Source organism: Serratia sarumanii, from assembly GCF_029962605.1.
Lineage (GTDB): Bacteria > Pseudomonadota > Gammaproteobacteria > Enterobacterales > Enterobacteriaceae > Serratia > Serratia sarumanii.
The window spans coordinates 533167-553329 of sequence record NZ_CP124750.1 but is presented as its reverse complement, the minus strand read 5'-3'; the positions used below and the strand labels follow the sequence as shown (position 1 = coordinate 553329).

Genomic DNA, 20163 nt, shown 5'->3' with positions numbered 1-20163 from the left:
TTCTCCTTATGCCCGCAGGGTGCGTTGTTCGATACGCTTCTCGAAGGTGCCCTGGATCAGCCGATCGACGTAGATGCCGGGGGTGTGGATCGCCGCCGGATCCAGCTCGCCCGGCGCCACGATCTCTTCCACTTCCACCACCGTGATGCGCCCGGCAGTCGCCATCAGCGGATTGAAGTTCTGTGCGGTGTGGCGGTAGATGACGTTACCGAAGTGATCGGCCTTCCAGCCTTTAACGATGGCGAAATCGCCGGTGATGGCGGTTTCCATGATGTAAGGGCGGCCGTTGAACTCGCGCACCTCTTTGCCTTCGGCGATCGGCGTGCCGTAACCGGTGGCGGTGAAGAACGCCGGGATACCGGCGCCGCCGGCGCGGATCTTCTCCGCCAGCGTGCCCTGCGGCGTGAGATCCACCTCCAGCTCGCCGCTGAGCGCCTGCTGCTCGAACAGCGCGTTTTCGCCGACGTAAGATCCCACCACCTTGCGGATCTGATGGGTTTCCAGCAGCCGCCCGAGGCCGAACCCATCGACGCCGCAGTTGTTGGAGACCACCGTCAATCCGCGCACGCCGCGCCAGCGGATCTCTTCGATCAGATTTTCCGGGATGCCGCACAGGCCAAAGCCGCCCGCCAGCACCGTCATGTTGTCCGTCAGGCCTGCCAGCGCTTCCTGGTAGCTGCCGACGCGTTTGTCGAGCCCTGCCATATCGTTGCCCCTGCATGTTGCGGCGCAGGGCGAAATGCCCTGGCTTGCGTGAGGGCATCTTCAGGTCACAAAAATGATTTGTTAATTTTGTTTTTATGCCGCATTCATTTAGAATTTTTATCAATCATTCGTTAACCGAAAATTAACAAAGAGTTAACGCCAGCCAAAATGAAAATGAGCATCAAACAGTTACGCGCGTTTTTAGCGGTAGCTCACACTCTGAACTTCGCCCAGGCCAGCGAGCGGCTGAATATTTCTCAGCCGGCGCTCAGCCTGGCGATCCGTGGGCTGGAAGACGCGCTGGGCGGGCCGCTGCTGCTGCGCACCACCCGCCGGGTGACGCTGACGCCGGAGGGGGAAACCTTCTTTCCGATGGCGCGCCAGCTGCTGGCGGACTGGGACAACGCAGAAGAGGCAATGCGCCAGCGCTTCACCCTGCAGATGGGCAAGGTGGCGATCGCCGCCATGCCGTCGTTCGCCGGCAACCCGCTGCCGCCGATCCTCAAGGCGTTTCGCGATCGCTACGCCGGCATCAACGTGGCGGTGCACGACGTCATCAACGAGCAGGTGTTTGAAATGATCCGCGAAGGGCGGGTGGAGATGGGCATCGCCTTCGAGCCGGAGCCGAGCGACACCCTGCACTTCACCCCGCTGTGCCGCGATCGCTTTCTGGCGGTGGTGCCGAAGGATTCGGCGCTGGCGCGCAAGGCGCAGGTAAGCTGGAAGGAGCTGCTGACGCTGGATTTCATCACCCTGCAGCGGCCATCGGCGGTGCGGCTGCTGCTGGAGCAGGAGCTGGCCCGCAGCGGGCGAACGCTGGAGGTGGCGTTTGAAAGCCACCAGCTGGTGACGGTCGGGCGCATGGTGGCCAACGGCCTCGGCGCCAGCGCGGTGCCGGCGCTGTGCGAGAAACAGATGGATGAGCTGGGGGCGATCTGCGTGCCGCTGATCGGCCCGATCATCGAACGGCGCGTGGGCCTGATCCGCCTGGCGCAGCACCAACTCTCTTCCGCCGCGCAGGCGCTGGCGACGGTGATCGAACGGGAAATGGCGGGGAGTGGCGCACAGCCTGCACTTAAACCGTAAACCCGACGTGCTTGCCGCCCGGCAGCTCAACGTCCAGGCGCAGCGTGCCGCCCATCGCTTCCACGTAGCGTTTCAGGGTCGAAATCTTCAGCTCATTGCCGCGCCCTTCAATGGCCGCGACAGAAGGCTGGGAAATACCCAGCGTTTTCGCCAGTTCCTGTTGGGAAATATTCAGCGCTTCCCGCAGCTGGTGCAGGTGCGCTTCAAACAGCATCTCTTCGGCCATTTCCTCGATGCGCCGGCGGCTCTCCGGGGTGCGGGAGGCCAGCAGTTGCTTTAAGGTGCTCATGGGTTACTCCTTGAAATAACACATCAAATATTGGGTGAACTGCGCATCCGCGATGGACAGCATCACTTTATAAAACCGCTTCTCATTACCCGTTTTGTCGCCCGCACACAGCACAATCGCCTGCCGCGCCGGATCAAAGGCGAAAAAAGCGCGAATCGGCCGCCCTTTGTGCTGAATACGCAGCTCTTTCATGTTGGAATGCAACGAGCCTTTCAGCACGTCGACAAAAGGCCGCCGAAGAGAAGGCCCTGCACGCTCGAGCATCACCAGCGCGGCCAACACCTTTTCCTGCGTCGATTCATCCTGTTCACAGAGCCACCGATCAAACTCTTCCGTTGTCATTACCGTCCACATGGCATCTCCTGATTATAGAGTACAATCTATGACAAGACGATAGACCGGAATGTATAATTTTCTCCAGACCGCCATTGGCGTTTTGCCTGGCAGCTCGAAAAAGTAACCGATAGGACCATCGCCTATCAGTTCAACCAAATAAGGAAAGGAGAGGCAAATTTAGCGAAATGTCGATGTTTTCAGATGATTCTCCGATCGAGAGCGTGAGCCAGAACCTGTTACCACCCTGTAGAAAATGTTAAGTTTCCTAAAAATAAGGAGGCTTTCGACATGGAACAGAAGTCCAGCAACATCGCACCGGGTTATTGCATCGCCCAACAAACCGGCCCGCTCGCCTTCCACGCCAACTACCTGTTCGGTGGCAAGCCATCGGAAGCGGCACGCTTTTTTATGCAGCTCAATGCCGATACGCCTCTGGTTCAACCGGGGCAAATGCTGATCGTCGCCGATCCGCGCAATCATCATCAATCTACGCCGATCGCCGCCCTGATGCAGGCCAAGAGCCGCACCAGCAAAGCGGTGAAAGCCGGTGACAGCGATTTCTCCACCTTCTTGCACCGCAATTACGCCGCTATCGCCGCCTTCACCAGCTATGGGGAAACGGTCGTCGGGCTGGCTTCGGATGCCGGAGAACGCTACTTCAGCCAGATCAAAAATATCCTGGTCGAGATTGAAAAAACCTACCAAAATCAGTTCCGCACGAGTGGCGCTTTGATTGGCACGCAGTTTCAGGTGGAACGAGCGCGGCTGTTCGGTACATTAAAACCGTTACTGAATCGCCTTACTCGTGCTCAACTCAATATGAAAGAATATGCGCAAATCAAACACGCGCTGGGGCTCTCCAGTAAATCGCTGGTGCATGAATGGAGCACCGCCGGCGTCGGTGCCATCAAGGGCTATTCGAACTACGTCGACAGCGCCAGCCGTGCGGCCAAGTTTATGAAAGCCGGCGGCTGGATAGGCATCGGATTGAGTGGGCTGAACACCACCAACGACGTCTACAACGCCTGCACCACCGGCCGTGAACAGGAGTGCGCCAAGATCGCGGTGAAGGGATACAGTCATTTTGCGGCAAGTACTGCGGCGGGGATTTGGGTGGGAAATGCAGGTGCAGGTCTTGCGATTGCAGCCTGTTCAATTGTGTTAGGTGCAGCAACAGCAGGAACAGGAGTGATCGTTTGTGGTATCGCTGGAGCCGCTATAGGAGGCGCCGCAGGATCCACACTGGGTGGCATGGGTTCCGATTATTTGACGACGTTAGTGGTAGGTGAATGATGAAATTTATCGTCATATCGTGTTTGATATTGCTGGTTTTAAGCGCCTTCATCCAATTCATTGGTTACCGTCGCTATAAAAAAGAGTTTGATGCTTTCTATCAACGTTACGCCGGCAGCGGACATTTTATTCCGCCCTACGTCGCCTTTGCCGATAGCCTCGGCATGCTAGGTACCTCATTGAAGGCACAGTGGTTTCTTTGGATCCTGAAGAGGAAAAAAATCAAGATTAGGGGTCAGGTTTGGCTCGATGCGAAAACCTATGATTTCGTGCAAAAAACCGCCTCTCCTGAGCTACAGAAATGGCTGGCGATGGATTTTATACTTTTACTCGTAGAGGCCATTATTACCACCGTGGGCTGTATTTTTATTTACCTCATCAAGCATCAAGGTTGAGCAGACGCGTTGCTCCCCTCCACCGCCTGCACCGCCGCCTTCTGCGTGGCGCGCTGATATAAGCACAGCTCCCTGCCCGGCTTGTTTTTCATAAACGGCTGCGGGTAGCGCCCGCCGATAAACAGCGCCGAATAGCCGACGTCATCACCGTAGTGAACGATCGCCCCTTCCACCCTGGCGTTTTTTAGCCCGCTGGCTTTCAGGCAGGCGGCTCGCATCGCCCTTTCGCTCTCGGCCCACGCCTGTGGGGAAGACGCGGTGGCGTTGAACGCGGCCAGCGCGGCGATAAGCAGCCCTATTCTCTTCATCGTTATCTCTCCTTCAACGGCCCGTCTCGCCAGTATAGACCGTGCCGGCGCGGCCAACCCGCCAACGCCGCCACGCTCTTTACGGCATTTTTATTCCGCGCCCCGTTAACGTTACGGCGTTTTTACAGACAGTTTTTGCCGCCGCAGATACCCTTTTCACATCGCCGCTATGGCCTCACAAGAGAGTTGTCCCATGCGTTTATCCCTGCCTCTGGCCGTGACCGGTCGTCGTTCTGGAGCACGCCATGCATTCTAATATCATCGGCTTCAATCCGCTGCTGGCGGAGCTGCCCGCTTCGCCAACGCGCGCCTTCCACAAAGAGCTGGAACACTACCTGCAGCGCTATCCGCAGACCGAACAGCTGGATATTTATCTGCACGATCTGAACGGCCAGCTGCGCGGCAAGCGGCTGCCGATCGCCGAAGCCTTTGGGCTGGAGAAAGGCTGCTACTTCCCGCTGTCGATCTACGCCCTGGATCTGCACGGCCGGGTGATTGAAGAAAGCGGGCTGGGGCAGCGGGCGGGCGAGCCGGACCGTCTGTGCCTGCCGGTGCCCGGCACGCTGCGCCCCTGCGCGCGCGATCCCGAACGCCACGCCCAGCTGCTGCTGACGATGCAAAATGCCGACGGCGGCGCCTGCGAGCTGGAGCCGCGCGTGGTGCTGCAACGGGTGCTGAAGCGCCTGCACGAGCGCAACTGCTTCCCGGTGGTGGCGGCCGAACTGGAGTTCTACCTGCAGGATCCGCAGCACCCCGCCGAGGCGGAAGCCTGCCCGACGCAGAGCTTCGCGGTGGATGCGCCCGAGCGCCACCATGCGCTGCTGAGCGACATCGAACGGCACGCCCGCCTGCAAAACCTGCCGTTGACCGGCGTGGTGGCCGAAGCCGCCTCCGGCCAATATGAGCTGAATCTGCATCACAGCCGGCGCGTGCTGGAAGCCTGCGACCAGATCATGGCGCTGAAACGCCTGACGCGGCAGATTGCCGAGCAACATCACCAGCACGCCTGCTTTATGGCCAAGCCCTGCGCCCACGCCGCCGGCAGCGGGCTGCACTTTCACATCAGCCTGCAGAACGAGCACGGCGAGAACCTGCTGACCGGCGCGCCGGGCGAACTGAGCGACAACATGCAGCAGGCGATGGCGGGCATGCTGGCGCTGATGCCGGCGTCGATGGCGATCCTGGCGCCCAACATCAACGCGTTTCGCCGTTTCCGCCCCGGCATGCACGTGCCGCTGCGCGCCTCCTGGGGCCACAACAACCGCACGGTGGCGCTGCGCCTGCCCTGCGCCGACAGCGCCAACCAGCGCATCGAATACCGCCTGGCCGGCGCCGACGCCAACCCTTATCTGGCGCTGGCGGTGATGCTCGGCGGCCTGCTGCACGGGCTGGAACACCCGCTGCCGCTGCCGCCCGCCGCCAACGGCTGCGAGAGCGACAACGCCGCGCCCTTGCCGCTCGGCCAGCAGGAGGCGCTGGCGCTGTTCCGCCACAGCGATCCGCTGCGTGAGCTGCTCGGCCCGGCGTTCTGCACCCTATGGCACACCTGCAAAAGCGCCGAACTGCGCCGCTTCGAGGAACAGGTCACCGCCGCCGAACTCGGCTGGATGCTGTAACCCCCGGTTCATTAACCTAAGGATAATCATGAATATGCAACCGCAACGGGCGCCCGTGCAGCCGCTGCTCTGCTGGCGCAAAGGCGTTTTTCATATCAGCACCGATCGGCAGTTGTTGGATATCGATGCGATCCAACGTTTTCTCAGCTTGCCGGATCGGGCGGCGGCCGAGCGCCTGGTGCACCACGGCCTGTGCTTTGGCCTGTACCGCAAGCGCCACCTGCTCGGCTTCGCCCGCATGGTGACCGATTACGCCACCTTCGCCTCGGTGAGCGAACTGTTCGTCAGCGCCGAATACCGCGGCGTCGGGTTGGGAAGCTGGCTGACGCGCTGCTGCCTGGCGCATCCGGCCTTGCGCGGCCTGCGCGTCACGCTGCCCGCCCTGCAAGCACCCTGGCGCGCCGATAGTTCGGCACACGCCCTGCGCGCCCTTCACTGATGAGGAGACCCCATGTCTCGTTTAGTGCTGATTTCCAACAAGCAGTGCGACGGTAAGGATCTGGCCTGCGCCGGCCAGACGCTGGCGACCGATGCCGAACCGGGGCTGTGGCTCGGCTGGAACGGCGACGTGCAGAATTTCGCGCAGCGCCCGATCAGCTGCCGGCAGCGCGCCGGTTACGATCAGGTGACCTTTCCGCTGTCGATCGAGGAGTTTCGCCGCCACTATCAGGGCTATTACCACGACGGCCTGTGGCCGGTGTTCCACAACCAGCCGGAGAAGGCGCACTTCACGCCGGAAAACTACCGCGCCTATCGGCAGCTGAACCGCCGGTTTGCCGATATCGCCTGCGAGCACCTGTGCCCCGGCGACATCGTCTGCATCGACGACTACCAGCTGCTGCCCTGCGCCCAGGCGCTGAAGGAGCAAGGGCTGCTTAACGCCTGCGCGTTTTTCTTCCACCTGCCGTTCCCGTCGGCGGCGCTGCTGCGGCGCATCCCGGAACATCGCCAGCTGATCGCGTCGCTGCTGTTCTACGATCTGATTGGCTTTACCACCACCGACGATCGCAATGCCTTTCTCAACTGCCTGGCGGGCGAGTTCCCGCTGGAGATGCTGCCCGACGACCAGATCCAGGCCAACGGGCATATTTTCGCCACCGGCATTTTCCCCGCCGGCATCAACGGCAGGCAGGTTTATTGATTTACGGCGGCGCGCACCCTTCAGGCGCGCCGTTTTATTTCGCCGCGATTTATTTTTTCCGTCTTTATCGCCACCACAATGCGTTATTTTATTTTCCGGATATAGCGATTAAAAAATGAATATTTATCCTGTTACACATCAACCGTAAAAACCGCGCGGCGCCAATTGCTTTTTATTGGCGAAAAACATTACCCTTTCCCTGCCATATTTAAACCGAGGAGGGCCCCATGGGCGATGAAAGTTTTAGTTTTACGCTAATGCTATTGGGCGTCTTTCAGTAATGCCATCCAGGTTGCATTCTGAAAGACACGGAATGCGGCAACCGCTCCCCTTCTGACGGCCTTTCCCACTCTGCCGGCCCACCCATCGCCCCGCTGCGAAAACAACGTCTGTCTCAACCGCTACGGCGGTATTTATCTGGTGTCGCCGGGCATATTCCCCGAGCGCCGACGGATTTCTTATGGGAAAAATAAGGTATTGCGTTATGCAAAATAACCGGGGTACATCTGTTTTCAGAAAGTCTTATTTAAATGACTTTATCGTTATCGCCATCGGTGTTTTTTTCATTGCCTTTTTTATTCGTGCCTGGGGTGACATGCACGGTGACTTCAATGAACAAAACGTCTCTGCCATTAGTCTTGATGCCTGGAACCTGCTTTATTATTCGCTCAGAACCAGCATGCGCTTTCTCCTCGGCATGGCCTGGTCGCTGCTGTTTTCTGTAGTATTCGCCGTGCTGGCCGCACGCTATACGCCACTGCGCCGGGTGATCCTGCCCTTCGTCAACTTTATGGAGTCGGTGCCGCTGGTAGGGTTCCTGACCTTCACGACCGTGTATTTTCTCAACCTCTACCCGCACAGCGTGATGGGGCTGGAGTGCACCGCCATCTTCGCGGTGTTTACCGGCCAGGCCTGGAACATGATGCTGACGCTGTATCAGACGCTGCGCATCGTGCCCAAGGAGCTGGATGAAGCCGCCCGCAGCTTCAATTACAACCCGTGGCAACGCTTCTGGCGGCTGGAGTTCATCTATTCGGTGCCGGGCCTGCTGTGGAACGCCATGGTGTCGCAATCCGCCGCCTGGTTCGCCCTGGTGGCCTCCGAAGCCATTCCGGTCGGCGATCGCTCGGTCGAACTGCCCGGCGTCGGCTCCTACATCGCCGAAGCGCTGGCGCAGCAGAACGTGCCGGCGATCCTGTATGCGATCGTCGCGCTGGCCGCGAACATCGTGCTGCTCGATCAGCTGGTTTTCCGCCCGCTGGTGCGCTATACCGCGCGCTTCAAATACGAAGACGTCACCGCCAGCCGGCCGCTCGGCAATCCGTGGTTCTACAACAGTCTGGCCTTTTCGCACGTCGGCGCGGCGCTGGGCCACACGCTGCGCGCGCTGGCTGACCTGTGGCTGTTCAAGCTGCCGCGGCTGTGGTACGCCCTCGGCCTGCACCGCCTGTTCAGGCTCGCCGCCAAGGGGAACTGGCTGTGGCGCAGCCTGTGGTATCTCGGCGTGGTGCTGGCCTGCGTCTGGTTCGGTTACCGGCTGTGGGAATACTTCCCCAAACAGTACTTCGCCATGCTGCCGGAATGGATGCTGCTCACCACCGCGCGCGTGGCCGCGGCCATGCTGCTCAGCGTGGCGATCTTCACGCCGCTGGGGGTGTGGATCGGCATGAATCCGCGGCTGGTGAAGATCTTCCAGCCGATCATCCAGATCCTGGCGGCCATTCCGCCCAACATTTTCTACCCGCTGATCGCCGCCTTCATCGCCATTTATCATCAGGATCTCGGCTGGTGGGCCATCCCGATGATCATGCTGGGCACCCAGTGGTACGTGTTGTTTAACGTGATCGCCGGCGTATCCGCCATTCCAACGCAGATCACCGAGGTCAGCGAAACCTTCGGGCTGCGCCGCTTCCGCTGGTGGCGCTACTACATGCTGCCGGCGATTTTCCCCTACATCGTGACGGGCATCATCTCCGCCGCCGGCGGCGCCTGGAACAGCGCCATCGCCGCCGAGGTGATCCAGTGGGGCAGCACCACCCTCAGCGCCACCGGGCTGGGCGCGTTTATTTCCGTCGTCACCGACGCCGGCAAGAACCCGGAGTCCGCGCTGGGCTGCGCCGCCATGTGCGCGCTGGTGGCGCTGTGCATCATCTTCGTCTGGCAACCGCTGTATCGCATCGCGGAAACCAAATTCAAATATGACTGAGCAAGGGGGAACAACATGCTGACTCAAGAGGTAATTATCAGCGCCAGCCGGCTGAACAAGACGTTTATCGGCGAAAACAAGCGCCCCAAACCCGTGCTGCGCGACGTGACGCTGACCGTGCACGCCGGCGAGTTCGTCACCATTCTGGGGCAATCCGGCTCGGGCAAGTCCACGCTGCTGCGCATGCTGGCCGGGCTGATCCCACCGGACAGCGGCACGCTCACGCTGGCGGGCAAACCGGTCGACGGCCCGAGCGCCAACGTCGGCATGGTGTTTCAGTCCTACGCGCTCTATCCCTGGCTAACGGTGTACGACAACATCGCCTTCGGCCTGCTGGCGCAACGGCTGCCGCCGCAGACGATCGCCGAGCGGCTGGGAGCGCTGCTGCGCCTGGTGGGCCTGACCGGCTATGAGCACGCCTGGCCGCGCGAGCTCTCGGGCGGCATGCGTCAACGGGTGGGCTTCGCCCGGGCGTTGGCGGTAGAGCCCGATCTCTTGCTGCTGGACGAACCCTTCTCCGCCCTCGATATCTTTACCGCGCAAAAACTGCGGGGCGACCTGCTGGCGCTGTGGGGAGACAACCGGCTGCGCACGCGCGCCATGGTGATGGTGACACACGACGTCGAAGAAGCGGTGCTGATGTCCGATCGGGTGCTGATCCTGGACGCGACCAGCAAACGGATCGACGACGAGTTCAGCGTCAATATCCCGCGTGCGGCGCGCAGCCGGGACAGCCTGCGGCACCTCACCGATCGGATCCGCAGCTGCCTGTACAAAAAAATCGCGCAAGCGCAATCGGCCGGTTAACGGCCCTGTTTTCATCCACTTGGGGAACTGAAATGAACCATAAAAGCGTGCTGATGACGCTGGTCATCCTGCTGCCGGCGGCCGCCACCGGCGCGGAAATCGTCAATAAAGACGGCAATAAACTGGATCTGTACGGCCAACTGAACGGCGTGCATTACTTCAGCAGCGACGCCGGCAATAACGGCGACCGCTCCTATACCCGCTTCGGTTTCAAAGGCGAGACGCAGATCGGCGACGCGCTGACGGGGTATGGCCAATGGGAATATCAGGCAGGGCTTAATCAGCCGGAAAGCGCCGGGCCGGGCGACAGCTATACCCGCCTGGGCTTCGCCGGATTGACGTTCGGCCACTGGGGCAGCCTGGATTACGGCCGCAACTACGGCCTGCTGTATGACGTGGCCGGCTGGACGGACGTGCTGCCTGAATTCGGCAACGACAGCTACGAAGCGGCCGACAACTTTATGACCGGCCGCGCCAACGGCCTGCTGACCTACCACAGCCGCAGCCTGGGTGGTCTGGTCGACGGCCTGGATCTCGGCCTGCAATATCAGGGGAAGAATCGGGGGGACGACGCTCAACGGGCGAAGGATATCCAGACGCAAAACGGCGATGGCTACGCCTTTTCCGCCACCTACGACACCGGCGTGGGGCTCAACGTTGGCGCCGCTTACGCCAACTCTGCGCGCACGCTGGCGCAACAGCGCTTCGGCCTGGCTGACGGCGATCGCGCCCGGGCCTGGACGCTGGGGCTGAAATACGACCAGGACAACCTCTACCTGGCGGCAAGCTACGCGCGCACCGAGAACATGACCTACGTCGACGGCGATCGCTACGCCGGCTTCGCCCCCCGCGCGGACGCTATTGAGGCGGTCGCGCAGTATCACTTCGATTCCGGCGTCACGCCCTCGGTGGCCTACCTGCAAACGCGCGGCCGCAACCTGCCCGGCATTGGCAACGCCGATCTGGTCAAATACCTGGATCTGGCGCTGAATTACAGCTTCAACGCCAACATGTCGACCTACGTAGAGTACAAACTCAACCTGCTGCAACGGCAGAACGCCGTCGGCGCCGGCGCCGACGACATCGTCGAAACCGGCATCATGTATCAGTTCTGATCCTCATCCCGGCCGGAGGGCGCTCTCCGGCCGGTTTATTATGTGACTTTCCGCTGGCCTCTTATTCTCTCGTTTAATTCAGGTTTATATTTCCATAAAATGATGCCTATATTCATTCTCGCGCCTTCCGTTTACGCCCCGTTTAATGAATAAAGAAAATCTTTCCCGCATTCATATTAAATTACATTTTGCCGCCATAATTCGGCGTAACCACATTGAATAACAGGCTATGGCACGCGTATTATGGCCACACGAAAAATAACGGGAGAATGATATGGACGGCGACAGTTGGTTGTTTATTTTATTGTTGGAATCGCTGAGGTCACAGGAGCAATAGTCATCCCATTGCATCCTGAAAGTGTCAGGATATGAGTCAGTTATAGCATCCCTTCGCTTTACCCTTCAGCCTCTGGCCTGCGCGCATGCCGCACCGGCACGCCCGATGGGCTAACCCCTCCAGCATAAGCGTATTAACAGTCCGATAACGGTCAGGCTTATTTGCACCCGCATTTATTTTACGCCTGTCCGGCGATAAATATCGGCCCTTTTTCCATGCTCATATTTTTAATTGGGTGGAGACAGATCATGTTGGTAAAAAAAACCACGCTGCTGACGGTCAATAACGTCAGCAAAAGCGTTCAGCCTACCGGTAAAGAAAAACGTCTGTTGCTGAATGAAATCAATTTGCGCCTTTACGACAACGAGGTCGTCAGCATTTTGGGGCAGTCCGGCTCGGGTAAATCCACCCTGCTGCGCATGCTTTCCGGCCTGATCGCGCCGGATCTGGGCACCGTGATGCTGGGGGATAAAAAAGTCTCGGGGCCGAATCCGCAGATCAACATGGTGTTCCAGACCTTCGCCATTTTCCCGTGGCTGAACGTTTACCAAAATATCGCCTTCGGGCTGCAGGCGCAGGATCTGCCGCCTCAGGTGGTCGAAGCCCAGACGCTGAAAATGCTCGATCTGGTCGGGCTCACGCCCTACCGCGACGCTTACCCGCGCGAGCTTTCCGGCGGCATGCGCCAGCGGGTCGGCTTCGCGCGCGCGCTGGCGGTAGAACCGATGCTGCTGTTGCTGGACGAGCCCTTTTCCGCGCTGGACGTCTATACCGGCGAACACCTGCGCAGCGATCTGCTGCGCATCTGGAGCACGCGCCAAATCAAAACCCGCTCCATCGTGCTGGTCACCCACAGCGTAGAGGAGGCGGTGATGATGTCTGACCGCATCCTCCTGCTGGGCGCCGGCACCCTCGACGGCTGCTATCACATCACGCAGCGCCGCGAGGCGCGCACCCGCGAGGGGATGCAGCCGCTGACGGACAAAATCAGCGAGACGCTCAGCCGGCAGATCGCCGCCGCGCACTGAGCGCCGCCCTGGCCTGGCGGGACGGAACCCCGCCAACTTAACTACCTGTTTATCAAGAGTTACCCCGCCACGGGTGGCTCATGATAAGCGGATAATACATCGAGTTATTATCATGCATTTCATTCATACACTGCTGACGCTGCTGACCGCGTCCGTCCTGGGCGCCGCCATCGGCTACGAAAGACAGTTCCGCCAGCGCACCGCCGGGCTGTGCACCAACACGCTGGTGGCCACCAGCGCGGCGATCTTCGTCCATCTGGCCATGACCATCGACGGCAGCGGCGGCGCGGTGCGCGTCATCTCCTACGTGGTCTCCGGCGTCGGCTTTCTCGGCGCTGGGGCCATCATGAAGGAAGGGATGAACATCCGCGGCCTGAATACCGCCGCCACGCTCTGGGGCTCCGCAGCGGTCGGCGCCTGCGCCGGCTGCGGCCTGTACGGTGATGCGCTGGCTGCCACGCTGTTTGTGCTCGCCGCCAACACCCTGTTGCGCCCGCTGGTCAATATGGTCAACAAACAGCCCTTCAATGACGTTAACGGCGAGTCTACCTACCAGATTTGCGTCATTGCCTTCGAGCATGAGCAGCGTGAGGCGCTGGCCAAATTCAAACAGGTGCTGCAAGGGGAAAACTGCTTTATCTCGCATCTGGATATCGAACCCTTCGGCGACGACGACGTGGAGATCACCGCCACGCTGATGCCGGCCTCCGTCACCACGCCGGTGCTCGACCAGACCATCAATAAATTGCTGAACGACAGCATGATGAAGCAGGCCTATTACAGCCGCATCGCCGGCTCCGGCTGATGCCTTTCACTTCCAGGGAGATCAACCATGAAAACCATGCCAAAGCTGGCGCATCTGACGATGTTCAAGGACATTGTCCACTGTGGAAGCTTGCACGAGGCCGCGAAAAAGCTGGCCATCTCGCAGCCGACGCTCAGCCGGGTGCTGAAAGAGCTGGAAATGACCATCGGTGCGCGGCTGCTGGAGCGCAGCAACCGCGGCGTGCGCCTGACGGCGGTCGGCGAGCTGTTTTACCGGCGGATAGACGCCGCCACCAATCAGTTGCTCAACGCGTTTGACGAACTGCGCGGCCTGAGCGCTGACGGCGAGAAGCGCCTGCGGGTGGGGATGAGCGTCGATCCGCTGCTTTGCTATCTGCCTCAGGTGCTCGAAGGCTTCAACCGCCGCTACCCGCATACCCGGGTGACGGTGGTGGAGGACGGCCCGGAAGGCCTGCTGGCCCGGCTGCGAAACTGCGAGCTGGATTTGGCGGTCAGCAGCCTGAACGGCGCGGCGGGCGGCGCCGATCTGGCCATGCAGGCGCTGAAAAGCGAGCGCTTCTCGCTCTATCAGGGAGGCGATCTTACCGCAGCCGGGCAGCCGCCGGCCGAGGCCAAATGGGTGGTGCCGCGCTCCTGCTCGGTGGGGCATGCCGCCATCCGCGAGATCGCCGAACGCTACACGCCGCACGGCCAGATCGTCGAGACCGACTCCTTTCTGGCGACCTGGTGCCTGGTCAGGCAGCAGGGCTATATCGCGCTGCTGAGCGATCGGGTGGTCGCACATTACGCCCCGCAGCTGCACCTGCAGAAAATCCCGACGCAAGAGATCGACATCAGCGCGCGCTTTTACGTCTTTACCCGCCATGAGCCGGCGACGCCGCCGCTCAGCGCCGCGTTTATCCACCTGCTGCAGGCCATGCAGACGGCCTGAGGAGACAGGCCGTCGCCCGCCGGCGGCCGAATCTCTTCTCCAGGCCGCCAACCGCTTACCCCGCCAATCCAACCGTTCACCCGGCGGATCTGACCGCTGACCGAAATACGCCTGTCTTCCCCCCTTACCCCCGGCGATGATGAGCTGTTCCTAAACCCGCCTTACCTCGGGAAAGACGCTACGGCTCACCGCGCCACTCTGACATCTCTTACAAGCGGATGAGTTCATTCATATTTTGCAGACTGGAATTAAGGATACCTCATGAAACGAGAGGGGATTTTAAAGCACATTCCGTGGATGCTGCTGGGGATACTCGGCGCAGCCTGCCTCGGCGTGGTGGCGCTGCGCCGCGGTGAACACATCAGCGCGCTGTGGATCGTCGTCGCTTCGGTGGCGGTGTATCTGGTGGCCTACCGCTACTACAGCCTGTACATCGCCACCAAGGTGATGAAGCTGGACGCCGGCCGCGCCACCCCGGCGGTAGTCAACAACGACGGCCTGAACTACGTGCCGACCAACAAGAACGTGCTGTTCGGCCACCACTTCGCCGCCATCGCCGGCGCCGGGCCGTTGGTGGGGCCGGTGCTGGCCGCGCAGGTCGGCTACCTGCCCGGCACGCTGTGGCTGCTGGGCGGCGTGGTGCTGGCGGGGGCGGTGCAGGACTTTATGGTGCTGTTCATCTCCTCGCGCCGCAACGGCGCCTCGCTCGGTGAGATCATCAAAAAAGAGATGGGGCCGATACCGGGCACCATCGCGCTGTTCGGCTGCTTCCTGATCATGATCATCATCCTGGCGGTGCTGGCGCTGATCGTGGTGAAAGCGCTGGCGGAAAGCCCGTGGGGCGTGTTCACCGTCTGCTCCACCGTGCCAATCGCGCTGTTTATGGGCATCTACATGCGCTACCTGCGCCCCGGCCGCGTGGGTGAAGTGTCAGTCATCGGCATCGTGCTGCTGGTGGCCGCCATCTGGTTCGGCGGCGTGGTGGCGCACGACCCGTACTGGGGCCCGGCGCTGACCTTTAAAGACACCACCATCACCTTCACGCTGATCGGCTACGCCTTTGTCTCCGCCCTGCTGCCGGTGTGGCTGATTCTGGCGCCGCGCGACTACTTGGCCACCTTCCTGAAAATCGGCGTGATCGTCGGGCTGGCGATCGGCATCGTAATCCTCAACCCTGAGCTGAAAATGCCGGCGGTCACCCAGTTCGTCGACGGCACCGGCCCGGTGTGGAAAGGTACCCTGTTCCCGTTCCTGTTCATCACCATCGCCTGCGGCGCGGTCTCCGGCTTCCATGCGCTGATCGCCTCCGGCACCACGCCGAAGCTGTTGGCCAATGAGACCGACGCGCGCTTTATCGGCTACGGCGCGATGCTGATGGAGTCCTTCGTCGCCATCATGGCGCTGGTGGCGGCTTCTATCATCGAGCCGGGCCTGTACTTCGCCATGAACACCCCGCCGGCGGCGCTGGGCATCACCATGCCGGATCTGCACCGCCTGGGCACCGAAGACGCGCCGATGATCATGGCTTCGCTGAAAGACGTCACCGTGCACGCGGCGGCGGCGGTCAGCTCCTGGGGCTTCGTCATCAGCCCGGAACAGATCCTGCAGACCGCCACCGACATCGGCGAACCTTCGGTGCTGAACCGCGCCGGCGGCGCGCCAACGCTGGCGGTGGGCATCGCCCACGTGTTCCACCAGATCATTCCGGGCGCCAACATGGGCTTCTGGTATCACTTCGGCATTCTGTTCGAGGCGCTGTTCATCCTGACCGCGCTCGACGCCGGCACCCGTTCCGGCCGCTTTATGCTGCAGGATCTGCTGGGCAACTTCGTGCCGTTCCTGAAGAAAACCGACTCGCTGGTGGCCGGCATCGTCGGCACCGCCGGCTGCGTTGGGCTGTGGGGCTACCTGCTGTATCAGGGCGTGGTGGATCCGCTCGGCGGCGTGAAGAGCCTGTGGCCGCTGTTCGGCATCTCCAACCAGATGCTGGCCGCCGTGGCGCTGGTGCTGGGCACCGTGGTGCTGATTAAGATGAAGCGCACCCAATACATCTGGGTGACCGTGCTGCCGGCGGTGTGGCTGCTGATCTGCACCACCTACGCGCTGGGCCTGAAGCTGTTCAGCGACAACCCGCAGCTGGAAGGCTTCTTCTTCCTGGCCGGCGAATACAAACGCAAAATCGCCGAAGGCGGCGCCGAGCTGAGCGCCCAGCAGATCGCCAACATGAACCACATCGTGGTGAACAACTACACCAACGCCGGGCTGAGCATTCTGTTCCTGCTGGTGGTGTACAGCATCATCTTCTACGGGGTGAAAACCGCGATGGCGGCGCACAAGAACCCGAAACGCACCGACCAGGAAACGCCTTACGTGCCGGTGCCGCAGGCCGCGCCCGCCGACGGCGTAACTGAGGGGGAGGTCAAAGTTTCGACCCAGCATTGATGTGATTTAACGGATACCCTGCATAATAAAATCAGTTATGCAGTACCGACATGAAAGTTAACCGGTACCCAAAGGATTTCGGGCCGCAGCAAGGCGGCAAGTGAGCGACAAATCGGTAGGGAACCGATTTGAACAGCGTTTACGCTGGCCCAAAGGGTGAGCCTCAGGGATGAGGCTCATTAATCCCCAGGAGCTTACTCAAGTAAGTGACTGGGGTTCGGGAGTGCAGCCAACACCGCTGCGGTTCGAAAGACGAAGGGTAAGCAGGGTATTTGGGAGTAAGAAACTATGTTCGGAAATCTTGGCCAGGCGGGAAAGTACCTCGGGCAGGCGGCGCGCATGTTGGTGGGCGTGCCTGACTACGATACCTACGTCCAGCACATGAAAGACAACCACCCGGACAAGCCGGTGATGACCTATAAAGAATTTTTCCGCGAGCGCCAGCAAGCGCGCTACGGCGGCGACGGCAAAGGCGGCATGCGCTGCTGTTAACCCGCAGTCACAAGGACCCGTATGAAACCCATTGCAGTCACCATCCTGACCGGCTTTTTGGGCGCCGGCAAAACCACCCTACTGCGCCACATCCTGAACGCCGAACACGGCTATAAAATCGCGGTCATCGAGAACGAGTTCGGCGAAGTGCCGATCGACGACGCGCTGATCGGCGATCGCGCCAGCCGCATCACCACGTTGAGCAACGGCTGCATCTGCTGCAGCAAGTCCAACGAATTGGCGGACGCGCTGCTGGATCTGCTGGACGGCGTCGACAGCGGCCAGCTGACGTTCGATCGGCTGATCATCGAATGCACCGGCATGGCCGATCCCGGCCCGATTACCCAGACCTTTTTCTCGCACGAGATCCTGTGCGAGCGCTTCCTGCTGGACGGCATCATCACCCTGGTGGACGCGGCGCACGCCGAGCAGCAGCTGAGCCAGTTCAGCATCGCCCAGGCGCAGGTGGGCTACGCCGACCGCATCCTGTTGACCAAAACCGACGTGGCGCCGGACTGCGAGGCGCTGATCCAACGGCTGCAGCGGATGAACGCCCGCGCGCCGCTCTACCAGGTGACGCACGGCGATATCGATCTGAGCGTGCTGTTCGACATCGAAGGCTTTACGCTGAACGACAAGCTGAATCTGACGCCGCCCGCCCCGCTGTTCCACCGCATCCCGCAGCCGCAGAGCGACATCCGCTCGATCGTGGTGACGCTGGAACGGCCGCTGCCGCTGATGCAAATCTCCGAAGTGATGGAAGGCCTGCTGCTGGAATACGCCGACAACCTGCTGCGCTACAAAGGCATTCTGTCCATCGAAGACGAGCCGCGCCGCCTGCTGTTCCAGGGCGTGCAGCGGCTGTATAACGCCGACTGGGATCGGGAGTGGCTGCCTGGTGAGGAACGTCGGAGCACTTTGGTATTTATTGGTGTGGATCTGCCGGAGGAGGAGATTCGTGGAAGGATTGGGGGGTTGGGGTAAGATAAACCATTCCCCAGACCAACGCGGCCCCTATCCGACAAACTCAAGGATGAACGATGGCAAACAACGTGATGCTAGTAGCATTAAAGGCGCTTAACCTGTGCGCGAGCACTTATATCGTCATCAAACTGAGCACGGTATTAGCCATCGGCATCATGTTCCTTATTGTCTCTTACGCCGGCGTGGGGGACGTTGGGCTGTCCAATCTCCTCGCCGGGGCATTCATTATCCTGCCGCTGTTGGTCGTCGTCGGCGGAACACTTATCGTCTGCGCCGTCGCCGCCTATCTCAACCTAAAGGCGCCCTATCGTAAAAAAGCGCTGTTCTTTAGCCTGCTGCTGGGCAGCATCTCTGCGGCTGGCCTGCTGTTGCCCTACACGCGCGAGTTCGCGCTATCCACGGCAGCCGCCAGCGCCCTGGCGTTGGGCAGCGCGCTGGGGATTTTTGCTTTGTCGAAGAGACGGGTTCAAGCGTTGTAGCACCTGAAAAAGGCGGGTACGCGATTATGTCTTTCCCCAATACGGCCCCGCCGCCACCGACTCGCGCTCGATCAGGCTGGCCGGGAAGCTGGGGCGCTTGCTCAGCTCGCCGCGGTTAAACATCGATAGCTGGTTTAACCGGCCCCAACTATCTCCTCTACTCTTCTTGCCGCCGCACCGCCGCAGGGTGCCGGTTGCTGGCCAGATTGATGCCCAGCAGCAGCACGGCCAGCGCGGCCGCCAACGCGAAGGAAAAACGGTAGCCCAGGCTGGCGGTCATCCCCACCATCAGCATATTGCTGACCATTTCCCCGATATCGCGCGAGCTTTGCACCATGGTCATGTCTGTGCCCGCCTGATCGCCCTGCGCAGCGAACTGCATGCCGGCAGTCATGATAGCGACCGAGGTCACTCCGGAAGCCAGCGCGCCTCCCATCACCGCGGCGATCACGCCGCCGGATTGCAGACCCCAGTTGGCCATCGCCAGCCAGCACAGCGAGGCGCACAGCGCACAACCCAGGCCAACCGCGAACGCCTTCCACACCCCGAGCAGGCTCACCAGCCAGGCGCCGCCACCGCACCCGAGCACCAGCGTCACCATGCCGCCGGCCATGCCGATCTGGCCGACCTGCGCCGGCGTCCAACCGTGATCGGTTAAAAACAGCTTGGCCAACCCGAAGCCGGATACCGCGGTCACCGCCGACAGCAGCGTGAGCGTCAGCAACCGCGCCGCGCCGCGACGGCGCAGCGTGCGCAGCAGGCTGGCCGGACGCGAATCGGCGCGTTCGGGCGGCAGATCGGCGTGTTGTCGGAAGCGGCCAATCGCCAGCAGGCTGACGGCAGGGAAGATCGCCATCGCCAGCAGCGCACCCTGCACGCCTACCCGGGCACTCAGCATCATCATGCCCGCCCCGCCGACGAAGAAGCCGCTCATCACCCCGGCGATTTGAATGGCATTGACGCGCGACAGCAACTCACCGCTGACGTGTTCCGCCGCCATGCCATCAGTGGCGATATCCTGCGTAGCGCTGGCCAGCGACGCGACGGCCAGCAGCGCGACGCACAGCCCTGCCGCCGCCGCGGAAATGCCGACCGCGCTGAGCAGGATCAGGCACAGCGTCACCACGCACTGCAGCGGAATAATCCAACTGCGGCGGCGTCCGAAGCGTGGCGACCAGTGATTATCCACCAGCGGCGCCCAAAGAAACTTCACCACCCAGGGCAACCCCACCAGCGGCAAAAACGCCAGCGCCTGCAGGCTGGCGCCGTCATGGCGCAGCAGGGTCGGCAACGCATCCATGGCGATGCCGATCGGGATGCCCTGACTAAAATAGAGCAGCCCCAGGGTCAGCACCAGATGCCGATGTTGCAATAGTTGTCGCATGTT

General features: G+C 61.0%; 21 protein-coding genes. 16 read left to right on the top strand and 5 right to left on the bottom strand.

What is annotated here, in order from left to right:
- Positions 1 to 6 precede the first annotated feature (6 nt).
- A complete protein-coding gene (locus tag SSARUM_RS02540; RefSeq protein ID WP_060430838.1) occupies positions 7 to 705 on the bottom strand; it encodes a CoA transferase subunit A in 699 nt (232 codons plus the stop codon).
- A 168-nt stretch (positions 706 to 873) separates the two neighbouring features.
- On the opposite strand from SSARUM_RS02540, the gene SSARUM_RS02535 reads away from it, so the two are divergent.
- The gene (locus SSARUM_RS02535; RefSeq protein WP_060430836.1) at positions 874 to 1791 is read left to right on the top strand and encodes a LysR family transcriptional regulator; all 918 of its coding nucleotides are present in this window, start codon (positions 874 to 876) and stop codon (positions 1789 to 1791) included.
- On the opposite strand, the gene SSARUM_RS02530 is transcribed toward SSARUM_RS02535, so the two are convergent.
- Both SSARUM_RS02530 and SSARUM_RS02525 read right to left on the bottom strand, forming a co-directional pair.
- Positions 1781 to 2080, bottom strand: coding sequence for a helix-turn-helix domain-containing protein (locus SSARUM_RS02530; protein WP_019453270.1), 300 nt, complete (start codon positions 2078 to 2080; stop codon positions 1781 to 1783). The two genes, SSARUM_RS02535 and SSARUM_RS02530, sit on opposite strands and share 11 nt — an antisense overlap.
- Before the next feature lie 3 nt (positions 2081 to 2083).
- The gene (locus tag SSARUM_RS02525) at positions 2084 to 2434 is read right to left on the bottom strand and encodes a type II toxin-antitoxin system RelE/ParE family toxin (protein WP_060430834.1); all 351 of its coding nucleotides are present in this window, start codon (positions 2432 to 2434) and stop codon (positions 2084 to 2086) included.
- Between the two features lie 270 nt (positions 2435 to 2704).
- Here SSARUM_RS02525 and SSARUM_RS02520 point away from each other — a divergent pair, with 270 nt between their 5' ends.
- Positions 2705 to 3709 carry a hypothetical protein gene (locus tag SSARUM_RS02520; protein WP_060430832.1) on the top strand — a complete coding sequence of 335 codons (1005 nt, stop codon included), beginning with the start codon at positions 2705 to 2707 and terminating at the stop codon, positions 3707 to 3709.
- Positions 3706 to 4104, top strand: a complete 399-nt coding sequence (locus SSARUM_RS02515; protein ID WP_369819448.1) for a hypothetical protein — start codon at positions 3706 to 3708, stop codon at positions 4102 to 4104. The genes SSARUM_RS02520 and SSARUM_RS02515 overlap by 4 nt, the downstream gene beginning before the upstream one ends.
- Here SSARUM_RS02515 and SSARUM_RS02510 read toward each other — a convergent pair.
- The gene (locus tag SSARUM_RS02510) at positions 4095 to 4412 is read right to left on the bottom strand and encodes a hypothetical protein (RefSeq protein ID WP_041037744.1); all 318 of its coding nucleotides are present in this window, start codon (positions 4410 to 4412) and stop codon (positions 4095 to 4097) included. The genes SSARUM_RS02515 and SSARUM_RS02510 overlap by 10 nt on opposite strands.
- Before the next feature lie 245 nt (positions 4413 to 4657).
- On the opposite strand from SSARUM_RS02510, the gene SSARUM_RS02505 reads away from it, so the two are divergent.
- The 13 genes from SSARUM_RS02505 (at position 4658) to SSARUM_RS02445 (ending at position 18776) form a co-directional block, all read left to right on the top strand.
- Entirely contained in the window at positions 4658 to 6028 is a 1371-nt protein-coding gene (locus tag SSARUM_RS02505) for a glutamine synthetase family protein (protein ID WP_041037742.1), read from the top strand.
- Between the two features lie 28 nt (positions 6029 to 6056).
- Positions 6057 to 6467, top strand: coding sequence for a GNAT family N-acetyltransferase (locus SSARUM_RS02500; protein ID WP_060430828.1), 411 nt, complete (start codon positions 6057 to 6059; stop codon positions 6465 to 6467).
- Between the two features lie 12 nt (positions 6468 to 6479).
- Entirely contained in the window at positions 6480 to 7169 is a 690-nt protein-coding gene (locus tag SSARUM_RS02495) for a trehalose-6-phosphate synthase (protein WP_060430826.1), read from the top strand.
- Positions 7170 to 7848: 679 nt separating this feature from the next.
- On the top strand, positions 7849 to 9375 hold the full coding sequence (locus SSARUM_RS02490; RefSeq protein WP_086556823.1) for an ABC transporter permease subunit: 1527 nt from the start codon (positions 7849 to 7851) through the stop codon (positions 9373 to 9375).
- A 15-nt stretch (positions 9376 to 9390) separates the two neighbouring features.
- Positions 9391 to 10182 carry an ABC transporter ATP-binding protein gene (locus SSARUM_RS02485; RefSeq protein WP_060430824.1) on the top strand — a complete coding sequence of 264 codons (792 nt, stop codon included), beginning with the start codon at positions 9391 to 9393 and terminating at the stop codon, positions 10180 to 10182.
- 32 nt (positions 10183 to 10214) lie between these two features.
- Positions 10215 to 11297, top strand: coding sequence for a porin (locus SSARUM_RS02480; protein ID WP_060430822.1), 1083 nt, complete (start codon positions 10215 to 10217; stop codon positions 11295 to 11297).
- A 585-nt stretch (positions 11298 to 11882) separates the two neighbouring features.
- The gene (locus tag SSARUM_RS02475; protein WP_060430820.1) at positions 11883 to 12662 is read left to right on the top strand and encodes an ABC transporter ATP-binding protein; all 780 of its coding nucleotides are present in this window, start codon (positions 11883 to 11885) and stop codon (positions 12660 to 12662) included.
- Positions 12663 to 12774: 112 nt separating this feature from the next.
- Positions 12775 to 13467 (top strand): MgtC/SapB family protein, encoded by a 693-nt coding sequence (locus SSARUM_RS02470; RefSeq protein ID WP_282494157.1) that lies wholly within the window; start codon positions 12775 to 12777, stop codon positions 13465 to 13467.
- A 27-nt stretch (positions 13468 to 13494) separates the two neighbouring features.
- Positions 13495 to 14379 (top strand): LysR family transcriptional regulator, encoded by an 885-nt coding sequence (locus SSARUM_RS02465; RefSeq protein ID WP_039567600.1) that lies wholly within the window; start codon positions 13495 to 13497, stop codon positions 14377 to 14379.
- A 261-nt stretch (positions 14380 to 14640) separates the two neighbouring features.
- Positions 14641 to 16821, top strand: a complete 2181-nt coding sequence (locus SSARUM_RS02460; RefSeq protein WP_060430817.1) for a carbon starvation CstA family protein — start codon at positions 14641 to 14643, stop codon at positions 16819 to 16821.
- Positions 16822 to 17109: 288 nt separating this feature from the next.
- On the top strand, positions 17110 to 17313 hold the full coding sequence (locus SSARUM_RS02455) for a YbdD/YjiX family protein (protein WP_004953088.1): 204 nt from the start codon (positions 17110 to 17112) through the stop codon (positions 17311 to 17313).
- Positions 17314 to 17334: 21 nt separating this feature from the next.
- Complete coding sequence (gene yjiA / locus SSARUM_RS02450; RefSeq protein WP_060430815.1) at positions 17335 to 18297, top strand: GTPase; 963 nt, start codon at positions 17335 to 17337, stop codon at positions 18295 to 18297.
- A gap of 56 nt (positions 18298 to 18353) precedes the next feature.
- Positions 18354 to 18776 carry a hypothetical protein gene (locus SSARUM_RS02445; protein ID WP_060430813.1) on the top strand — a complete coding sequence of 141 codons (423 nt, stop codon included), beginning with the start codon at positions 18354 to 18356 and terminating at the stop codon, positions 18774 to 18776.
- A gap of 157 nt (positions 18777 to 18933) precedes the next feature.
- On the opposite strand, the gene SSARUM_RS02440 is transcribed toward SSARUM_RS02445, so the two are convergent.
- Complete coding sequence (locus SSARUM_RS02440; protein ID WP_060419555.1) at positions 18934 to 20160, bottom strand: RhtX/FptX family siderophore transporter; 1227 nt, start codon at positions 20158 to 20160, stop codon at positions 18934 to 18936.
- Between the last annotated feature and the right edge of the window lie 3 nt (positions 20161 to 20163).

Coding starts and splice junctions, on each gene's coding strand:
- SSARUM_RS02540 (WP_060430838.1), bottom strand. CDS start 705: ATGGCAGGGCTCGACAAACGCGTCGGCAGCTACCAGGAAGCGCTGGCA.
- SSARUM_RS02535 (WP_060430836.1), top strand. CDS start 874: ATGAAAATGAGCATCAAACAGTTACGCGCGTTTTTAGCGGTAGCTCAC.
- SSARUM_RS02530 (WP_019453270.1), bottom strand. CDS start 2,080: ATGAGCACCTTAAAGCAACTGCTGGCCTCCCGCACCCCGGAGAGCCGC.
- SSARUM_RS02525 (WP_060430834.1), bottom strand. CDS start 2,434: ATGTGGACGGTAATGACAACGGAAGAGTTTGATCGGTGGCTCTGTGAA.
- SSARUM_RS02520 (WP_060430832.1), top strand. CDS start 2,705: ATGGAACAGAAGTCCAGCAACATCGCACCGGGTTATTGCATCGCCCAA.
- SSARUM_RS02515 (WP_369819448.1), top strand. CDS start 3,706: ATGATGAAATTTATCGTCATATCGTGTTTGATATTGCTGGTTTTAAGC.
- SSARUM_RS02510 (WP_041037744.1), bottom strand. CDS start 4,412: ATGAAGAGAATAGGGCTGCTTATCGCCGCGCTGGCCGCGTTCAACGCC.
- SSARUM_RS02505 (WP_041037742.1), top strand. CDS start 4,658: ATGCATTCTAATATCATCGGCTTCAATCCGCTGCTGGCGGAGCTGCCC.
- SSARUM_RS02500 (WP_060430828.1), top strand. CDS start 6,057: ATGAATATGCAACCGCAACGGGCGCCCGTGCAGCCGCTGCTCTGCTGG.
- SSARUM_RS02495 (WP_060430826.1), top strand. CDS start 6,480: ATGTCTCGTTTAGTGCTGATTTCCAACAAGCAGTGCGACGGTAAGGAT.
- SSARUM_RS02490 (WP_086556823.1), top strand. CDS start 7,849: ATGCGCTTTCTCCTCGGCATGGCCTGGTCGCTGCTGTTTTCTGTAGTA.
- SSARUM_RS02485 (WP_060430824.1), top strand. CDS start 9,391: ATGCTGACTCAAGAGGTAATTATCAGCGCCAGCCGGCTGAACAAGACG.
- SSARUM_RS02480 (WP_060430822.1), top strand. CDS start 10,215: ATGAACCATAAAAGCGTGCTGATGACGCTGGTCATCCTGCTGCCGGCG.
- SSARUM_RS02475 (WP_060430820.1), top strand. CDS start 11,883: ATGTTGGTAAAAAAAACCACGCTGCTGACGGTCAATAACGTCAGCAAA.
- SSARUM_RS02470 (WP_282494157.1), top strand. CDS start 12,775: ATGCATTTCATTCATACACTGCTGACGCTGCTGACCGCGTCCGTCCTG.
- SSARUM_RS02465 (WP_039567600.1), top strand. CDS start 13,495: ATGAAAACCATGCCAAAGCTGGCGCATCTGACGATGTTCAAGGACATT.
- SSARUM_RS02460 (WP_060430817.1), top strand. CDS start 14,641: ATGAAACGAGAGGGGATTTTAAAGCACATTCCGTGGATGCTGCTGGGG.
- SSARUM_RS02455 (WP_004953088.1), top strand. CDS start 17,110: ATGTTCGGAAATCTTGGCCAGGCGGGAAAGTACCTCGGGCAGGCGGCG.
- yjiA (WP_060430815.1), top strand. CDS start 17,335: ATGAAACCCATTGCAGTCACCATCCTGACCGGCTTTTTGGGCGCCGGC.
- SSARUM_RS02445 (WP_060430813.1), top strand. CDS start 18,354: ATGGCAAACAACGTGATGCTAGTAGCATTAAAGGCGCTTAACCTGTGC.
- SSARUM_RS02440 (WP_060419555.1), bottom strand. CDS start 20,160: ATGCGACAACTATTGCAACATCGGCATCTGGTGCTGACCCTGGGGCTG.